This window comes from Paenibacillus sp. 276b, assembly GCF_900107875.1.
GTDB lineage: Bacteria > Bacillota > Bacilli > Paenibacillales > Paenibacillaceae > Paenibacillus > Paenibacillus marchantiae.
In genome coordinates this window covers 2,271,184-2,290,788 of record NZ_FNRR01000001.1, presented here as the reverse complement: position 1 = coordinate 2,290,788, position 19,605 = coordinate 2,271,184, and the positions used below count along the sequence as shown (strand labels likewise).

The 19,605-nt window shown below is 47.9% G+C and carries 15 protein-coding genes; 14 read left to right on the top strand and 1 reads right to left on the bottom strand.

Annotated elements, in window-relative coordinates:
* Nucleotides 1-57: 57 nt before the first annotated feature.
* Nucleotides 58-621, bottom strand: coding sequence for a beta-class carbonic anhydrase (locus BLV50_RS09730; protein WP_063563089.1), 564 nt, complete (start codon nt 619-621; stop codon nt 58-60).
* Between the two features lie 225 nt (nt 622-846).
* Between BLV50_RS09730 and BLV50_RS09725 the strand changes: the two genes are divergently transcribed.
* The 14 genes from BLV50_RS09725 (at nt 847) to BLV50_RS09660 (ending at nt 19,336) form a co-directional block, all read left to right on the top strand.
* Nucleotides 847-2,361, top strand: coding sequence for a carboxypeptidase M32 (locus BLV50_RS09725; RefSeq protein WP_090807242.1), 1,515 nt, complete (start codon nt 847-849; stop codon nt 2,359-2,361).
* A gap of 146 nt (nt 2,362-2,507) precedes the next feature.
* Entirely contained in the window at nt 2,508-3,512 is a 1,005-nt protein-coding gene (locus BLV50_RS09720; protein ID WP_063563087.1) for an ABC transporter substrate-binding protein, read from the top strand.
* 30 nt (nt 3,513-3,542) lie between these two features.
* Nucleotides 3,543-4,337 carry an ABC transporter ATP-binding protein gene (locus tag BLV50_RS09715; RefSeq protein ID WP_072733323.1) on the top strand — a complete coding sequence of 265 codons (795 nt, stop codon included), beginning with the start codon at nt 3,543-3,545 and terminating at the stop codon, nt 4,335-4,337.
* A 38-nt stretch (nt 4,338-4,375) separates the two neighbouring features.
* The gene (locus tag BLV50_RS09710) at nt 4,376-5,167 is read left to right on the top strand and encodes an ABC transporter permease (protein ID WP_371129241.1); all 792 of its coding nucleotides are present in this window, start codon (nt 4,376-4,378) and stop codon (nt 5,165-5,167) included.
* Between the two features lie 453 nt (nt 5,168-5,620).
* Entirely contained in the window at nt 5,621-6,598 is a 978-nt protein-coding gene (locus tag BLV50_RS09705) for an aromatic acid exporter family protein (protein WP_063563085.1), read from the top strand.
* A 75-nt stretch (nt 6,599-6,673) separates the two neighbouring features.
* A complete protein-coding gene (locus BLV50_RS09700; protein ID WP_053780858.1) occupies nt 6,674-7,234 on the top strand; it encodes an outer spore coat protein CotE in 561 nt (186 codons plus the stop codon).
* A gap of 116 nt (nt 7,235-7,350) precedes the next feature.
* Nucleotides 7,351-8,601, top strand: a complete 1,251-nt coding sequence (locus tag BLV50_RS09695) for a putative amidoligase domain-containing protein (protein WP_256337911.1) — start codon at nt 7,351-7,353, stop codon at nt 8,599-8,601.
* 199 nt (nt 8,602-8,800) lie between these two features.
* Nucleotides 8,801-11,605 (top strand): DNA mismatch repair protein MutS, encoded by a 2,805-nt coding sequence (gene mutS / locus BLV50_RS09690; protein ID WP_090807240.1) that lies wholly within the window; start codon nt 8,801-8,803, stop codon nt 11,603-11,605.
* A gap of 21 nt (nt 11,606-11,626) precedes the next feature.
* The gene (gene mutL, locus BLV50_RS09685; protein WP_090807238.1) at nt 11,627-13,843 is read left to right on the top strand and encodes a DNA mismatch repair endonuclease MutL; all 2,217 of its coding nucleotides are present in this window, start codon (nt 11,627-11,629) and stop codon (nt 13,841-13,843) included.
* Nucleotides 13,844-13,860: 17 nt separating this feature from the next.
* Nucleotides 13,861-14,646 carry a class I SAM-dependent methyltransferase gene (locus BLV50_RS09680; protein WP_063563082.1) on the top strand — a complete coding sequence of 262 codons (786 nt, stop codon included), beginning with the start codon at nt 13,861-13,863 and terminating at the stop codon, nt 14,644-14,646.
* On the top strand, nt 14,630-15,577 hold the full coding sequence (gene miaA / locus BLV50_RS09675; protein WP_371129240.1) for a tRNA (adenosine(37)-N6)-dimethylallyltransferase MiaA: 948 nt from the start codon (nt 14,630-14,632) through the stop codon (nt 15,575-15,577). The genes BLV50_RS09680 and miaA overlap by 17 nt, the downstream gene beginning before the upstream one ends.
* Nucleotides 15,578-15,811: 234 nt before the next feature.
* The gene (locus BLV50_RS09670; protein WP_064637103.1) at nt 15,812-16,033 is read left to right on the top strand and encodes a hypothetical protein; all 222 of its coding nucleotides are present in this window, start codon (nt 15,812-15,814) and stop codon (nt 16,031-16,033) included.
* Between the two features lie 234 nt (nt 16,034-16,267).
* Nucleotides 16,268-16,510 (top strand): RNA chaperone Hfq, encoded by a 243-nt coding sequence (gene hfq / locus BLV50_RS09665; RefSeq protein ID WP_017687918.1) that lies wholly within the window; start codon nt 16,268-16,270, stop codon nt 16,508-16,510.
* A 168-nt stretch (nt 16,511-16,678) separates the two neighbouring features.
* Nucleotides 16,679-19,336 (top strand): penicillin-binding protein 1A, encoded by a 2,658-nt coding sequence (locus BLV50_RS09660; protein WP_090807236.1) that lies wholly within the window; start codon nt 16,679-16,681, stop codon nt 19,334-19,336.
* Nucleotides 19,337-19,605: the final 269 nt, after the last annotated feature.

Sequence of the window (19,605 nt, the reverse complement as noted above, 5' to 3'; positions counted from 1 at the left end):
AGACAAAAAAAGAGTGCGGACCCTGAGGTCCGCACCCAAAACCATTTAGAGAGAAGTCTATTGCCCATACCCATCTGCGACAAGATCAAGTTCACCTGTGTAGGAGTCGATGACCATGCCGTGAACGGGTACAGTAGGTGGAAGCAATGGATGTTTCTTGATCACTTCCACAGTATGTTTTACCCCTTCTTCAACGCTGTCAAACCCGCGTAGCCACTTTTGTAAACGTATGCCGGAGTTCTCCAGTGTGCTCATGACTTCCTCAGATACACCCCGTTCAACCATATGTCCAATCATGGTCTCTGCGTGTAGGGAAGCCATACCGCATTCCGTGTGTCCAACAACCAGTACTTCGTCGGCACCAAGCTCATAGATGGCGACGAGAACACTACGCATAACAGACCCGAAAGGTTGAGAAATGATTGCGCCAGCGTTTTTGATGATTTTCACATCGCCATTCTTCAGGTTCATGGCCTTGGGCAGCATTTCCACCAGACGAGTGTCCATACAAGTGATGATGACCATCTTTTTGGTTGGAAACTTGCCTGCCGTATACTTTTCGTATTCTTTAGTCTCGACAAATGATTTGTTGTAAGCCAGAATCTCTTGAATGTTGTTCATGTCTATTGCCTCCTGTTATCCAATACGATGAGCACGGCCACTTGCATCAAATGCAGCTTGTCCTACGCCCTTTGGTATTTTTATTATACCACGGTCAGCAAATTGCATTATTCCTCGGTTTGGAGGAATAATGCAATTTGCATCTGTTAAAAGTTGATTATACGCATTGCAAAAAGTATCATCAATAGGGAAACCAACATTTTTTTGAAGAGGTGAACGTTAACAATGGAACAACACACACAGGAACAGCTGGAATCCTTCCGTAATCTGGCTCGCAAAATCAAGAGTTATCATGAAGCCATTGGTTTGCTTCACTGGGATCTGCGCACAGGTGCGCCCAAAAAAGGTGTCCCGACACGTTCGGAAACACTGGGAATGCTGTCAACCGAAGCATTCAAACTGCAAACCTCAGCTGAGATGAAATCCTACCTGGATACATTAACAAATCCAGCCGTGATGGAACAGCTGGAAGATATCGACCGTCGTCAGGTGGAAGATTGCCAGAAAGAATATAATCGCAGTCAGTCCGTACCACCAGAAAAAGTACAAGCGTATACCGTACTTACCGCAAAATCAGAAACGGCTTGGGAAGATGCCAAGCATAACAGTGATTTTGCAGGTTTTTCGCCCTACCTCACCGATATTGTGAAGCTCAAACAAGAGTTCATTGACTATTGGGGTGTGAAAGATACTCGTTATGATACCCTTCTGGACATGTATGAACCGGAACTGACTGTAGAAAAGGTGGATGCGGTATTTGCCCGTCTCAAAGCCCGTTTGGTTCCGCTGCAAGAGAAGATCAATGCTTCGGCGAACAAGCCGAACACGGAGTTCTTGAACCAGCTGTTTGACAAGGATCAACAGGAGAAATTCAGTCTGTTTATTCTGGGACAAATGGGTTATGACTTTGAAGCCGGAAGACTCGATGAGAGTGTTCATCCGTTCGCAACGGGCCTGAATCCAGGTGATGTGCGGATCACGACGAATTATTTGCAGGATGACATGACGAGTGCGGTCTTCAGTTCACTACACGAAGGCGGACACGCTCTGTATGAGCAAAATATTGACGACAGCCTGGCCGGTACCCTTCTTGCCGAAGGAACGTCCATGGGTATCCACGAATCCCAGTCGCGTCTTTGGGAAAATATGATTGGTCGCAGTCTTCCATTCTGGACGCGTTATTATAAAGATTTGCAACAGCACTTCCCTCAATTAAACGAGGTTGAGCTGGAAGACTTTTACCGGGCAATTAACCGGGTTGAAAGCTCTCTGATCCGGATTGAAGCCGATGAGCTGACGTACAATCTGCACATCATCATTCGTTATGAAATTGAGAAAATGCTGTTTAACGAAGGTCTAGAAGTCAAGGACCTGCCGGACACCTGGAATGCAAAATACAAGGAATATCTTGGCATTGTGCCGCCGAATGATGGTATGGGTGTGCTTCAGGATGTTCACTGGTCGGGTGGTGACTTTGGTTACTTTGCTTCTTACTCGCTCGGCAATATGTATGCTGCACAGATTCTACATACATTGCGCAAAGAAATGCCTGAGTTCGATGCCTATATTGCCGAAGGTAACCTGATTCCCATCAAGGAATGGTTGACTGACAAAATTTATCGTTATGGCAAAAGCCGTACACCTTCCGAACTGATTGTGGCCGTAACGGGTGAAGAGTTGAACCCAGACTATTTGGCCGATTATCTGGAAGCGAAATATGCTGAGATTTACAAGCTGTAGACAGCTATATCATTATTATCAAATTCTTGAAGAGCGGGGCATCATTGCCCGGCTCTTCTTTTGCATGCAAGTTCTTAACCTTTTGCTGGGCATCAGCATATCCATAGTAGAGAGAACAGCTGAAACCAGTGAAGGAGGGAAATATCATGAAATACACGCCCTGGTTCATCCGGGCCATCGTCATTTTGCTCATTATCATCGTGGCTCTCACCAGCTGCAATAAAGATAAGGATGAAACCAAAATTACGATTGGTGAGGTCACACGTTCTGTGTTTTACGCACCGGAGTATGTGGCCGTGGCCCAAGGTTTTTTTGAAGAACAGGGGCTTGAAGTGGACATTCAGACGACGGCTGGTGGAGACAAAACGATGGCCGCATTGCTTGCAGGCTCAGTAGATATCGCATTGGTCGGAGCAGAGACGTCTATTTATGTCTATCAACAAGGCGCAGAAGATCCGGTCATTAACTTTGCCCAGCTTACACAGACGGACGGAACGTTTCTGTTTGCCCGCAATCCCGAAGGTGACTTTAATTGGGATCAATTGAAACAGAGTACATTTCTCGGACAAAGAAAAGGCGGCATGCCTCAAATGGCAGGCGAATTCACGCTGAAAAAACATGGCATTGATCCGCAGAATGATCTGGAACTGATTCAAAATGTGGATTTTGCCAACATCGCTTCTGCATTTGCTTCAGGTACGGGGGATTATGTGCAGCTTTTTGAACCTCAGGCGTCCATCTTTGAGAAAGAGGGTCGCGGCAAAGTTGTAGCCTCGTTTGGGAAGGAAAGTGGTCATCTGCCTTATACGGTTTTCATGACCAAACAAAGCTATATTAATGACAACAAGGACATCGTTCAGAAGTTCACTAACGGCTTGCACAAAGCACAAGCTTGGGTGGATTCCCACACCGCTGAAGAGATTGCTGAAGTCATCAAGCCTTATTTCAAAGATATTGATCCAGCCATTCTGGTAAGCAGTGTGAACCGTTACAAGGAACAGGGCACATATGCAACCGATCCAATCATTGATGAGGACGAATGGAATAACTTGCTGGACGTCATGAGTGCTGCGGGAGAACTGAAACAGCGTGTGGATTCTCAAACGATTGTGGATAATTCCTATGCAGAACAAGCAGCATCAGCGAAGTAACCAGGTATTCAGGAAAGGACGTGAGCATGTATGCCTGAATCCGAAACGGTGATCAAACTGGAAGGGATTTCGCAAGTCTATGTCAGCGAGCGTGAAGCATCTCTGGTTATCGAAAATTTGAATCTTCAGGTCGAGCAAGGAGAGTTCGTTAGTCTTGTTGGCCCAAGCGGATGTGGTAAAACGACATTGCTGTCGATCATCGCCGGGCTGCTCACACCAACCGCAGGCGAGGTCAAGGTAAAAGGAAAACGCATCGAAGGTCCGTCCGCCCAGATTGGCTATATGTTGCAACAGGATTATCTGTTTCCATGGCGTACCATTTTGGATAATGTCCTGATCGGACTTGAATTGACAGGTGGGCTCAATGACGAGAGTCGCGAGCGCACACGTGAGCTGCTGGCAGGTATGGGTCTAGCTGGAACCGAAAGCCAGTATCCTTCCGAGTTATCCGGGGGCATGAGGCAACGGGTGGCTTTGGTACGTACACTAGCTACGGATCCGGGAATACTGTTGCTGGATGAACCCTTTTCCGCACTTGATTATCAAACCAAGCTGCAGCTGGAGGATCTGGTCTCAGACACACTGAAGAAATCCGGCAAAACTTCGGTGCTTGTCACCCATGATCTGTCCGAAGCTATTGCCGTCAGTGACCGCGTCATCGTGCTTGATCGTAATCCGGGGCGCATTCGGAAGGAGTTTATCATTCCCGAAGATCTGCGGAACGCACAGCCTTTTCACGCGAGGGAGCAGCCAGGGTTCAATGAGCTGTTTCAGGCGTTATGGAGTGAATTGGATCAGTCCGGTGGAGGTGAGAAGAACGGGTGAATCAGACGAACCAGAAGCAGGAAATGCGTGATGATTGGATGAGACAGCTGCACCAAAGTCATATTCAGCAGGTTGCCAGATGGCGACATAAAGTGCTGACGGTGCAGCTGTCCATGTTGGTGTTTATGTTTTTGCTGTGGGAACTGGCGGGAAGGCTGCGCTGGATTGATGTGCTTTTGTTCAGTTATCCCAGCAAAATTTTCAATCAGATCTGGAAGGACATCGTCAGTGGAGAACTATGGGCGCATGTTGGGGTAACCGTAGGGGAAACGGCAGTCGGCTTTTTGCTGGGGACACTCGTCGGAACACTGCTTGCGGTTCTGATCTGGTGGTCTCCTTTTTTGTCCAAAGTGCTTGATCCTTATATGGTTGTGTTCAACAGCATGCCCAAAGTAGCGCTGGGTCCAATCTTTATCGTCATGTTTGGTGCAGGATTTACGGCCATTGTCATGACGACTTTGTCAATCACGGTCATTATTACTACACTTGTCGTGTATAACAGTTTTAATGAAGTAGATCAGAACTATATAAAGGTTATCCGTACGTTTGGTGGCGATCGCTCCGAGATCTTCAGCAAAGTTGTATTACCCGCTTCCTTTCCTGCCATTGTCTCTACCTTAAAAGTAAACGTGGGCATGGCCTGGGTCGGTGTAATCGTGGGTGAATTTCTGGTCGCCAAGCAGGGATTGGGCTATCTGATCATCTACGGATTTCAAGTGTTTAACTTTACCCTTGTTTTATCGAGCCTGTTGATTATTGCGGCTGTAGCTACAGCGATGTACCAGCTCGTTGTATATGTAGAACGCAAGCTGCTGGCAGGACGCAGGTAATTCTGCAAAACATGCGTGTGCAAAATAGAATGCTTCATGATATGTATACAATTTCACAAGAGGTGTCACGTTGCCCGAACCCGAAAAATCAAGTACCATACTATTACGAATATTCCGCGCAGTCCGGAATGAATGCGACGATTGGAGAAGAGGGCCTAGAGGCTTCTGTCGCATCAATCAAATTGCCAGCGTCCCTCATCCGGGGCGCGTTATTGAGACCGACATGCATATGCATGTCGGTTGATGCCGTTTATGACTGTAGCAGCGAATTCCGAAATGCGGTTCTTCCTGAATGATTCTTTTGATTAGATAAGAAATGGTTTTTGGCAGGATGTGTAATACTAGGGATATGATATATGACGATACACGCTGTCAGGCATTGGACAAGCGCTCACTTGGATAGGTATGGGTCGCTGGCTTTGACATTTTTGCAGCTTAGAGGAGAGGGAGTTAATGGGTTTTAGGGTAATTAAAACCGCAATAGCCGCGCTGATGGCCGTGCTGATTGCGGACTGGTGCGGCTTGCCCGGACCAACATCGGCGGGCTTGTTAGCCATACTCGGCGTTGATGTGACACGGAAAAGAAGTATTCGCACCATATCTGCGAGATTTTTCGCTTCCGTAGTGGGGCTTTTATTTGCAAGTGTACTTTTTCACTTTCTTGGCTTCCATTATTGGGTGCTGGCGTTCTACATACTAATTGCATTTCCGGTTATCGTTCGGGCCGGATTCAAGGAAGGCATTGTGACGGGTTCTGTCGTGGTGTTCCGGGTATTTGGCGGCGGTGAAATGGACGTACATGTGGTTTTGGTCCAAATTGGGCTGTTGCTGATTGGTCTCGGTTCCGCGATGGTTGTCAATCTGGCGTATATGCCGGCTGCGGACCCGCAGATGCTGCGTATTCGCAAAAGAATTGATGAGTTATTCTCGGTTATCTTTAAGGAGTTTGCAGCTACGCTACGTAATCCGAATGAAGTGTGGGCAGGGAAAGAACTGATCGAAGCTGACAAAGCTGTACTGGGCGGCATTGAAGCAGCCAAACGTTCATTGGAGAATCAGGTCATCCATCCGAACGAGGGATGGAGTGTTTACTTTTATATGCGCAAAACGCAATTGGATTCCATCCAGCATATGATGCATCTGGTATCCCAGATCTATCAGAAGATGCCGCATGCGGAAATGGTATCGGAGCTGTTCGACCAGCTCAGTCAGGATGTACTCACTGAATCTTACACCGGACGTACAGAAAAACTTCTCGCAGATGTGCAAGAAGAATTCAAGCGAATGGAGTTGCCGGATACAAGGGAAGAATTCGAGATTCGTTCAGCTATTCTCCAGCTGTGCCGGGAACTCGCGCTGTATCTGAAAATAGCCAAGAAGGACAAAGCTCCGTCTCCGGTATCGGACCGGTCCCAATCTACAAATGAATAATAGAAAATAGTTGTCACCCTAGACGGATGCCCTGCATACACTTGTAAAGAATGATTGTATGGAGGAGGTTTAAAGATGTCATTGAGTCATAAACATCAATGTAGAGAGATCATCACGAAGGCGATCTGCGGGAAAGGTCGTAAGTTCTCTACCGTAACACATACCGTGACTCCGCCACATGGTCCGACCAGTATTTTGGGGGCTTGGATTATCAACCACCAATATGAAGCCGTATCAGCGGGGGACGGAATTGAAGTTATTGGTACTTACGATATCAACATTTGGTATTCCTATGACAAAAATTCACAGACGGATGTAGCCAAAGAAACGGTGTCGTATGTAGAACATGTGCCTTTGTCCTATCTGGACCCGAAACACCGGGCCGCCACTGTAGAGGTATCTGCGGATGCAACGCAGGAACCGAGCTGTGTGGAAGCCACGGTGTCGGCAGGTGGAGGCAGCGTAATTATCCGGGTAGAACGGGAATTCGCTGTTGAACTGGTCGCCGAGACCAAAGTTTGTGTGAAAGTGTGCACGGATGGCTGTGGAGATTATGAAGACAAGGATTATGACTTCGGTAGTGGTGATGGAGATTATGACGATCTCGATCCCGACCTGCTTGACGATGAGCTGTAAGCTCAGCGATCTGGATGGATTCATAAACTTAAGGTATCATATGCGCCGCAAGCGGCAGTGAAGAGGGCGTAAGCCCTCTTTTTTCATTTTGGGCGAGAATTGGGAGGAGGGACAGGATGAATGTGATAGATGAGGCCGAGGAGGCGGTGCGCCGATATGAACGCATGCTCCCTCGTGAACGAGCAGATCGCCTGAAACGATCCGGGATTGAAGTGCTGGCTTCGCAGGGCAGGCGTGACCGGGAGTTGGGTCTGCGTGTACGTTACGATGTAGAGATATGCTGTCTTCAAGCGATTCGCATCAAACGTAGGGACACCAGTGGAATGGGTGGAGCGCAAGAAAGTGTGCTGGATCGTGAAGCAGCATCAACGTTATTCAAACGTATTGAACGGCTTGCCACCAAAACATTGTATACGGTTGGACTGGATCACGGCGCTGTAAGACTGGAAGCGTCAGGAAAGAGCGGTTGTTCTGTCATCTCGATTGACCCAAGGCCATGGAAGGGCATGACAGATCTCTCTGCCATGTACCGTGCAGGCTGGAAACAGCTTCAGTCCGAACTGGATGAAGAGCGGCATCGTAATGCAGCCCCCATACTTGGAATGGACCCTGAATTCCTACTTGTGCAAATGCCAGAATCCAAAATCGTGCCCGCCTCCAGATTTCTCGAACGAACAGGCGTAGCCGGCTGTGATTCCGTGACGATCGGTGGACGACGAATATATCCGGTAGCCGAACTGCGACCCGCTCCCAGCTCTGAGCCGCGCGAACTGCTGGCTCATCTGATGAGAGCCTTTGCGGCTGCATCTCGTAGTATTAGTGATCACTCGCTGATCTGGCAGGCAGGGGGAATGCCCCAGCGCGGATTGCCGCTCGGCGGACATATCCATTTCAGTGGCGTTACACTAAATGGGGAGCTGCTGCGTGCACTTGACAATTATCTAGCATTGCCGCTTGCCGTTCTTCAGGACCCACGAGGTTCAGGCCGGCGTCCACGTTATGGGGCATTGGGTGATTTTCGACTGAAATCTTACGGTGGATTTGAATACCGCACGTTACCCAGTTTTCTGGTATCTCCTCTGGTTGCCAAAGGTGTTGTTGCTCTAGCTGGTCTTATCGCGAGAGGTTATCATCAGCTGCGTCAACGTCCTTTGGCGAAGGCTGCTATTCATACTGCTTTTTATGAAGGAAACCGTGAGGTAATGCAGGCGCATATTCCGGCACTGCTGGATGACCTGACGCAAATGGACGGTTATGAGCGTTATGAACGTTACGCCGCTCCATTAATTAGCCAGCTAAGACAGGGTAGAACATGGGACGAGAGTCGGGATATACGTAAACTCTGGAATATTCGAGCAGGTTCATGAAGAGTGGGCACTTTTTTGGTATAATGAGAAATAAGTCGATTTTAATCATCGTTACGGAAGAAATGGAACAGCAACCTGTGAGGGAAGCGGCGGAAGCCGAAACATGAGGCGGTGGCACGAATAAGGTGCCTGACCGCCTTATTGTTCCTTCCGAGACAGCTTCTCTTCCTGACAACATTGGAACGGATGGAGGATACTCATGGCTCAGTATACGCCAATGATTCAACAATATTTGCAAGTGAAGGCCGAAGCGCAGGACGCTTTTCTTTTTTTTAGATTAGGTGATTTCTATGAATTGTTCTTTGAGGATGCGGTTAATGCTTCCCGTGAGCTAGAGATTACATTAACAGCACGCGCAGGAGGGGGAGAAGATAAAATCCCGATGTGCGGTGTGCCTTATCATTCGGCTGACAATTACATACAGCGCTTGATTGAAAAAGGATACAAAGTAGCCATCTGCGAACAGATGGAAGATCCAACGGTAACCAAAGGCATGGTGCGGCGTGAAATTGTACGAGTTATAACACCCGGAACGGTAATGGAAGGCAAGACCTTGGGGGACAAGTCCAATAACTATATGGTTTGCCTGACAGGGAATCAGAACACACTTGCACTGGCTGCCTGTGACTTGTCCACAGGGGAGCTCTACGTGACCTCTGTTCCATACTCACAAGAGTGGCTCAAGGATGAGATCGGAATCTACGAACCTTCTGAACTAGTGGGGGATGTTGCGTTGCTTGATACGGTGGCTACCCAGGCATCTCCAATTGGTCGACCTGTGGTGTATACACCATGGACGAAGAGCAAGGAAGATTTGGTGCGTCAGCAATTCGGAGAAGCGGTATGGGCACGTCTGGAGCCTGAACGTCAAGCCTGCATAGCGCGTCTTTTCTCCTATTTAAGTGAGACACAGAAACGTTCACTTGGACAATTGACACAGGTTTCAACGTATGAGCCGGATCACTTTATGATTCTGGACCCCTTTACTCGGCGTAACCTGGAACTGGTGGAAACGGTACGTGAGCGTTCGAAAAAAGGATCGCTGCTCTGGCTGCTGGACCGCACAGAAACGTCTATGGGTGCCCGCATGCTACGTCGCTGGGTTGATAAACCCTTGCTGCAAAAAGGAAAAATCAATGAACGTCTGGAAGCGGTAGATACGCTGTATAACCAGTTTATATTGAGGGAAGATCTGCGTGCAGAACTCAAAGACATCTACGATTTGGAACGCCTGGTGGGTCGAATTGCCTTTGGTAATGCTAACGGTCGGGATCTGAATGCACTGAAGCTGTCACTAGACAAAATTCCAGGGTTACGTCAGTATTGTGCAGGCTCGCCTTCCACGACGCTACAGCACATTGCTGGTATTATGGATGATTGCAGTGATCTGCGAGATGCAATTGGTCAGGCTATCGTTGATGAGCCGCCTGTGTCCGTGCGTGATGGTGGCTTAATTCGTGAAGGATACCACGAGCGGTTGGATGAGCTTCGGGAAGCCTCGGTGAATGGCAAGCAGTGGATTGCTGAACTGGAGGCCAGAGAACGTGAAGCGACTGGCGTTCGCTCGTTGAAAATTGGCTACAACAAAGTGTTTGGGTACTATATTGAAATTACCAAGTCGAACTTGGCTTCTCTGCCAGAAGGCCGTTATGAGCGGAAACAAACCCTTGCGAATGCTGAGCGTTATATTACACCGGAGCTGAAAGAAAAAGAGACGCTGATTCTGGAAGCTCAGGACAAGATGGTCGATATTGAGTACGGCTTGTTCGCGGAACTGCGGGAACGGCTTAATCAGGAGATCGCCAGGTTGCAAAAACTGGCTGAGCTGGTCGCGGAGATTGACGTGTATCAATCCTTTGCCGTCATCAGTGCAGAGCGTAATTTCGTACGGCCTACATTGACCGATGGTTACGATTTGGTTGTGGAACAGGGGCGCCATCCGGTGGTTGAAGCGGTGATGCGAGATGGTGCTTTTATCGCCAACAATACTGCGATGCAGAAGGAAGAGGCGCGCATTCTGCTGATTACCGGTCCGAATATGGCGGGGAAAAGTACGTATATGCGGCAGGTGGCGCTGATTTCGATTCTGGCTCAGATCGGCTGTTTCGTGCCGGCAGGACAAGCTGAAGTACCGATTATGGATCGTATTTTCACACGGATTGGTGCGGCAGACGATCTCATCGGTGGACAAAGTACGTTTATGGTGGAGATGGCCGACATTCAGGTCATGACGGATAAAGCAACACCACGCAGTCTGATTATTATCGATGAACTGGGTCGGGGAACGTCTACCAGTGAGGGAATGGCGATTGCCCAGTCTGTCATTGAATATGTGCACGATATCATTGGGTGCAAAGCGCTGGTATCAACTCATTTCCATGAGCTTGCTCATCTGGAAGAGAGTTTGGACAAGTTGGCGAATTACTCCATGGCCGTTCAGGAGAGCGGGGACAAGGTCAATTTCCTACGTAAATTGATTGCCGGGGCTGCCAGCAGCAGCTACGGGATCTATTGTGCACGGCTTGCAGGACTGCCGGACAGTATCATTGAGCGGGCGAATGGCTTGCTGCACGGTTTCGAGCATGCGGCGGCTCAGGTTGCGGTTGGCAGCGAATTTGCCGGGAATGACAAGCAGCAATCGGGTGATCATGCTCGAGTCGGTGCAGAGTTCCAGTCCACAGATCATTCATCGTTGATTCGGGAGCAGGAATCTATAGAACCTGTCGAACTCACTGCTGCGACTGAAGCTCCAGTACAGAAACAACAGGACAAAAAACAAAATGGCAAGCAGCAGGCAGTCTCCAAACATGCTGATGTGGTTCAATTGTCCATCTTTGGAGATGAAGAGCCAAGTGTAACTCCGAAAACGGAGGTAGTTGCCCTTGACAAGCCTGCTCGGGAGTTTATTCGTAATATGAAGGATATTGATGTAATGAACATGACGCCGCTTCAGGCGATGCAAATACTGAATGATCTCAAATTAAAGGCACAGCAATTATCCTGAGTATAGGGGAGGGGAAAACCTGTGGCGAAAATTCATGTGCTTGATGAACATATTGCCAACCAGATTGCGGCAGGTGAGGTGGTCGAACGACCTGCTTCAGTCGTTAAGGAGCTGCTCGAAAACTCGGTGGATGCAGGCGCCTCCAAGATTGATGTTACGGTGGAAGAGGGCGGACTGCTCCGCATTCGGGTCAAAGACAATGGTTCCGGTATCGAGCCGGAGGATATGGAAAAGGCCTTCTATCGTCATGCAACTAGTAAAATAGCTCATGGCCGCGATTTGTTCCAGATCACAAGTCTTGGATTCCGGGGAGAAGCCTTGGCGAGTATTGCCGCTGTCTCCAAAGTGGAAGTGTTATCGGCCAGTGGGAATGATGGGCGAGGAAGACGAATTGTGATTGAGGGAGGCAAACTTCTCTCACATGAGGATGAAACCTCACCCCAAGGCACGGACTTTGAGGTGAAAGAACTATTTTTCAATACGCCAGCCAGGCTTAAATATATGAAAACGATCCAGACCGAGCTGGGACATATCTCGGATGTTCTCTATCGTATGGCAATGTCTCATCCTAACATCTCGTTCACGCTGCGTCATAATGAAAATACACTGCTTCAGACGCTGGGCAATGGGGATCTGCTGCAAGTGGTTGCAGCGATCTATGGTACTAGTGCCGCCAAAGCGATGCTCCCCATTCAGGGAGAGAGTCTGGACTATCGAGTGAGCGGGCTGATCAGTTTGCCGGAATGGACTCGTGCCAATCGTGGTGGCATGTCGACCATTGTGAATGGACGCTTTATTCGGAATTACGGGCTCAACCAGGCTATTCTGAAGGCGTATCATACGTTGCTGCCCATTAATCGGTTCCCACTTGTCGTGGTGCAATTGGAAATGCATCCATCCCTGGTCGATGTGAACGTGCATCCGGCGAAGCTGGAGGTTCGTTTCAGCAAGGAAGCGGAGCTGTATGAGTTTGTGGAAACGACACTGCGTGGAATTTTGCGGAAGGAAGTGCTCATTCCACAGGTAACCAAGCAGCAAATCAGACGTGGAGATAACAGTTCCTTTATCCAGGAACAGTTCCTGTTCCCGAGAGGTCCTCTAAAGGAGGAAACGGAATCCGCAGGGTATGGGCAACAGGGTCCATTGGGGAAATATGCTGGACTCACTAAAATGACTTCAGAGGACGATGATCTGGATGCTCCAGCTGATGTGGCTCCGGCTGATGTGCAATCAGAGCCTGATGGTAACGGTGAGGGTCAGACGCTGCCGTTGCCTGAAGCTCCACCCGAGATACCACCATCCTATGATCCATTTGGGATGTTGAGCGGGGACTCAGGATCTAATGTTTTGAAGAATTATAGTGATGACGAAAATTCCCATAGCGATTCAGCTTCTGCTGTGAGTGGAAGTACCGGTGCTGCTACAGATCGTGCTGCGCAAGATGCCTTACCTTCAACTGAAGATAAGGGGCTATCGACTTCACAGGCTCCGACTTCTGCGTATCGTTCCAATTCGATGAATTCTCCGGTTAGAGAAGGGCGTTCATCTTATAATCCATCTGCGGTGGCTGCAAAAGGAGAGCGGAGCTGGAAAGCTCCAAGTTTACCTGACCCGGCAAGGCTGGCATCTGCCGTTAAATCGGATGTTTCTATGCCTGCGTTTCCTGAACTAAGCCTGATTGGGCAGCACCACGGGACGTACTTGATTGCACAAAATCAAGATGGTCTATATCTGATTGATCAGCATGCAGCCCATGAACGGGTGAATTATGAGTATTATTACGAGCAGTTTGGCAATCCGGCTCAGGCTTCGCAGGAGTTGCTGCTGCCCATTACACTGGAGTTCACACCATCCGAGACGGAAAAGCTCAAAACAAGACTGGCTTGGTTCGAGCAGGCGGGTGTCTATTTGGAACATTTCGGTGGGCAGACCTTCCGGGTGCGTTCCCACCCGTTCTGGTTCCCCAAGGGGGATGAGAAAGACATTATTGAAGAGATGTCTGAATGGGTGCTGAGTGAACGTAGTATTGATGTTGCCAAGATGCGAGAAGCGGCGTCGATCATGTGCTCTTGCAAGGCATCCATCAAAGCCAATCAGAAATTGACGGATCAGGAGGCGGAAGTGTTGATTCAGCGTCTTGGTTCTTGCCGTCAACCGTATACTTGTCCACACGGGAGACCGATTGTGGTGTCATTTTCAACCTATGATCTGGAGAAATTGTTTAAACGGGTCATGTAGCTATTTAGGAGGAAATTATGTATATTACAACCGGTGAAAAGGAAGCAGGCCACCTTGTGGAACGTGCACGAAACCTTGCTGAAACAACGGGAGGAACCTATGTACCACGCAAAAGGATGTCTTTACCTGCAATGATTGCACATTATGAGATTGATGAGATTATAGTTGTGCTTCAGGGTAAAGTTCGTTTGTTTCGTCCGGATTCACCGCTGCTTGAGTTTCACCCCAGTATGGGATTTGTTCGGGCCAAACGTGTGTTAAAAGGAGAAGCTGATCCGATGCTGGACGCGGGGGCGATCCTTGAAGGGGATACCGTTATCGATTGTACGGCAGGATTGGGTACAGATGCACTGGTATTCTCGGTTGCTGTAGGCAAAAGTGGTCGGGTCATCGCCTGTGAAAGCTCCCTGCCACTGTATACGTTATTAGTAGAAGGCATGTCTCAGTACGAGAGCATTAAGCCTGCGGTAAACGAAGCTTTCCGGCGCATTGAGCTGCGGCATGCGAATCATCTCGATTTGCTGCGTTCCTTGCCAGACCGAAGCTGTGACACGGTATATTTCGATCCGATGTTCCGTGAACCAATGCTTGATTCAAGCGCCATTCAGCCTTTGCGAGATTATGCGAATCCAAATGCACTGGATGAACAGAGCATTATTGAAGCGAAAAGAGTTGCTCGCAAGCGGGTAGTTATGAAAGAGAAGCGCGGCAGCGCGGAGTTCACAAGACTCGGTTTTGAAGTACATGACCGGGGCAATGCAAAAACACTGTACGGAGTGATTAATGTTGAAAGCGGAAGTTAAACCGAAGCTGCTTGTGCTGGTTGGACCAACAGCGGTAGGCAAAACAAGAATGAGTATTGAGCTTGCACAGGCGTTCAATTGTGAGATTGTTTCGGGGGATTCCATGCAGGTATATCGCGAAATGGATATCGGGACGGCCAAAATTACTCGCGATGAAATGAAGGGTGTGCCTCATCACCTCATCGACATCCATGAACCGGAATACCCCTATTCCGTGGCGGAATTTCAGGAGAGCTGCACACGTCTGATTGGGGAAATCCATGAGCGCGGCAAGTTGCCTTTTATTGTTGGTGGCACCGGTCTGTATGTGGAATCGGTATGTTACGGCTTTCAATTCTCGGACAGCGGCTCAGATGAAGCGTTCCGGGATGAACAGTTCCGTTATGCAGAGCAACATGGCCCGCAGGCGTTACATGATAAGCTGAGGGTCATTGATCCGGTTAGCGCAGAACGACTGCATCCGAATGACCAGCGCCGAATTGTTCGTGCACTGGAGATCTATCACCTTACAGGTGAGAAGTTGTCCGAGCAGCTGGCTTCCCAGAAGAAAGAGTCTCCATATGACCTGCTTATTGTGGGTTTGACAATGGATCGTCAGAAACTGTATGCCCGAGTGGAAGAGCGAATTGATCTTATGATCGAGCAGGGTTTGGTAGATGAGGTCAAGTCTTTACTGGAGCGCGGCGTAGCGAGAGGACATATCTCCATGCAGGGGCTCGGTTATAAGGAAATTGCGGCTTATCTTCAGGGTGAAGTAAGCTGGGAGGCTGCGGTAGAGTGGCTGAAAAGGGATACACGTCGTTTTGCCAAGCGACAATTGTCCTGGTTCCGGCATATGAAAGACATTGAATGGGTGGATATGACGGATACCGAAGATTTTGCAGGGAATTATGCCCATGTATGTGAGATGATCAAACGTAAGTTTGACTGAATATCGAAGGTGGAATTTGCCACCGATTAGGACTTTAGAACCTCTATCTTTTAGAAATAAAAGGTAGAGGTTTTTACTTTTTTTATATGAAATGATGTTATTAAAAGAGGGAATATTCGGAGTTCTATGTAGATTTAAGCAAAGAAATGCATTGTAAAAAAATAACATAAATATTAAAATGAATTCACATGACAGGCCATTTGATTTTGTTTGTAAGGTGAAGGGGGAGATTTTATGAGTGCAGAACCGAGCGGAGTAGCGAGTTTATATCTCTTTTTCTCAGGATTATTTGGAATTGGTTTTGCCATTGGAGGTCTTGTCGCCTTAATTTGGTTAATTATTGTTCTCATCAATACCAATACATACCTCAAACTCTTAATCCATGATAGAAAGAATCGGAAAAATATGACGTTGGCCAGAGAAGAAGGGAAAACATATACAGATCCAGAAAAGTAGAAGGGAAACGTGGAAAAGGGTAGAATTTGTCCCTCTTTTGCAATTCTGACAAGCGGTGTATAATGGATAAGTCTTCTAGTTGCAAGCGAAGCTCAGGCATAGGTGCAAAATAGCAGGCAAGGGGTTTTTGTGGATTATATGAATCCGTTCATGATATAATAGCACGAAAGCTACTCAGCGATATTGAATATTACTTATAACACGAATTCAAATGAACCAATGGGGGTACGGCTAATGAACAAGTCCATCAACATCCAAGATACGTTCTTGAACCAACTGCGGAAAGAAAACATTCCAGCTACGGTCTATCTGACCAATGGCTTTCAAATCCGCGGAACGATCAAGGCATTTGACAATTTTACGATCGTCATTGACAGCGACGGACGCCAGCAAATGGTCTACAAGCACGCCATCTCCACGTTCACGCCGCAACGCAGCGTATCGCTGATGCAGCAAGATAATAGCGGCGAAGCTTAAAAAATTACGAAACCTTTTTATCAACCATTTCGTCTACATGTATAGGAATCGAAACAGAGCAACCTGAATAAGGGTTGTTCTTTTCATTCCGGGCAAAATAAGCTCAATAGGAGCTTGAGCCAGTAGACGAATAGAAATTATGCAACTGAAAGGGAGTCAGGAGGTAACATGCCAAACGATCCGTTGTCGAGGTCTAACAATCGCAACAGTAATAACAAGTCAACCAAAAAAGCGAAGCCAAAGACCTCTAAAAAGAAAAAAATTACGGGTAAACGCGTTGGATGGACACTGTTTTTCACCATGGCAATCGCCATATTTTGTGCACTGGGTGGATATTTATTTATTATGGTGAGTGGGGAAAATCTGCTCAAAGCCAACAAGGACAAAACAACAATCAATGAAACTTCAAAAGTATATGATCGTAACGGACAGTTAATGGGCGAGTTGTCCATTCAAAAGCTGGAGCCGGTCAATGAAGAAGATATTCCGGATCTAGTAAAGGAAGCTTTTGTTGCTACGGAGGACAAACGATTCTACGAGCATCAGGGCGTGGATATCTGGTCTATCGGACGTGCAGCGGTTAAAGACGTCATGGCCCGCTCCATGGTGGAGGGTGGCAGTACGCTGACTCAGCAGCTTGCGAAAAATATGTTCTTGTCCCGTGACAAGACCTTCTTCCGTAAAGCGACAGAGGTTTCCATTGCAATGGCATTGGAGCGCAAGTACTCAAAAGACGAAATTCTGACGATGTATCTGAACCGGATTTTCTTCGGTCATCAGCGTTATGGAATTAAGGCTGCGTCTGAATTTTATTTTGGAGTGTCTGACCTTAATGAGTTGAAGATCTGGCAAATTGCCACATTGGCAGCGATGCCTAAAGGGCCTTCTGCCTATAACCCGCTGAGCAATCCCAACGATTCCAAGGCACGACGTGCTGTGGTATTGCAGCTGATGTATGAGCAAGGTTACATCACCAAGGCGGAAATGGATGAAGCCAAAGAAGTAGATTATGACTATACACCGCCTGAGAAAGATCAAAAGTACCAAGCCTTTATCGACTATGTTCTTCGTGAAGCGGAAAAAGTGACTGGTAAAACGGAGGATGATCTGAATATCGGCGGGTACAAAATTTACACGACGATGGATGCTCAGGCTCAAACAGCCATGGAAAGTGCTTTCTCGGATGACAGTTTGTTTGAGTCAAGTAAAGACGATCAGCCAGTTCAAGGTTCCATGGTAATTATGAACCATGAAAATGGCAGTCTCGTCGCCTTGATGGGCGGACGGGATTATCAAACAAAAGGCTACAGCCGGGTAACACAGAGCCGCAGACAGCCTGGATCGGCATTTAAACCGATTGTGACTTATGCACCGGCTCTTGAATCAGGTAATTACAATGCAAACTCAGCTCTCAGTAATGAAAAGCAATGCTTCGGAAATTACTGCCCGGGTAACTTGCATGGTTATTCTTCAACCATTAGTATGACGGATGCCATTACAAAATCGGAGAATATCCCGGCAGTATGGCTCCTAAACAAAATTGGTGTGAATACAGGTGTTCAGTTTGCAAAAAGCGTAGGTATCCAACTTACGGATGAAGACAAAAACCTGGCGATTGCGCTGGGTGGTCTTAGCAAAGGTACGAATACGCTGGAAATGGCGCAAGCCTATAGTGCATTCGCCAATCTGGGTGAGTACCAGCAGGCGTATTCCATTAAGGAAATTAAGGATAGCGCGGGAAAAACGACCTATAAACACGATAAATCGGAAACGACACGTGTTATGAGTGAGCAAAATGCTTATTCCTTGACTAAGATGCTGCAAAATGTCGTGAATGACGGTACAGGTCGTTCAGCACGTCTGGATCGACCAGTTGCCGGTAAGACGGGAACCGTTCAAAGTGGTATCTCCGGCAACAGTGCCAACCGTGATGTTTGGTTCGTCGGATACACGCCAGAATGGACTGCTGCAGTATGGATGGGTTACGACAATCCTGATGCAACCCATATGCTCAAAAATAGCAGTAAGCTATCAGCGGCGTTCTTTGCCAAAGTTATGGGGGATGCGTTGAAAGGAGTTCCTGTGAAGGACTTCGAAGCTCCAGCAGGAGCCCAGACACCTCCACCGGAGAAAGAACCAGAGAAACCAACACTTTCAGTGAGTGGTTTGAATGGTGCGTATGATTCATCTACGCAAACTGTATCATTGAATTGGACTGCAACGGGAGATTCCTCGACACAGTATCGGATTTACAGAAAAGAGACATCTGAGGGACAGTTCACCCATCTATTAGATGCGGTTGGTTCGACCAGTGCGCAGGATCTAGGTGCACTCCCGGGTCTCACCTACGAATACTATGTGACAGCTGTTGATTCAGCTACGGGACTGGAGACTGATCCGTCCAATATCATATCGCTGATGATTGAAGCGGAGGAATTGGAACCGGAACAGCCAGATACGGGCACGGAGCCAGGGACGGAACCGGGCACAGAACAGCCTGGAACAGAAAATCCAGACAACGGTTCGCCGGGGAATGGAAGTTCTGAGGGTAACAATGGCAACGGAAATGAAAATGGCAACACTGGTAACGGCAATAATGGAAACAACGGAAACAACGGCGGGACAGGTCAAGGGAACGGACAGACCGGAGAAGGAAACACACCGCCTGGACAGGGAACAACAGAACCTGGAGGTACGGGTGAGGGTTCCAATGATGGATCTGTGACGACACCGGGCGAAGTGGTCACGCCACCAGATAGTGGAAACAACGGCAACAATGGAGAAACGAATGCACCGACAGATTCTCAAACTGGAACTGGCGGTTAACAAGAATAAGGCGCATTAAATCATTACAACCTAAAACCTGCTCCCTCATATTGGGGAAGCAGGTTTTTTGGTTTGTATAACCATTGGAGTGGAACCATAACTCTCTAATAGATGGGGCAAAGCTTGATTTTGAGTGTATAACTTAAATATGGTAAGCTGTAACTATTCGTAATACGTTGTGCAAAGCGGATTCAGGCACTTGTGGAATCGGTAATGCGGACGTTATTCGCTGTTCACCAATATCAGCAGGTCACGGACCTGTGGTCGGC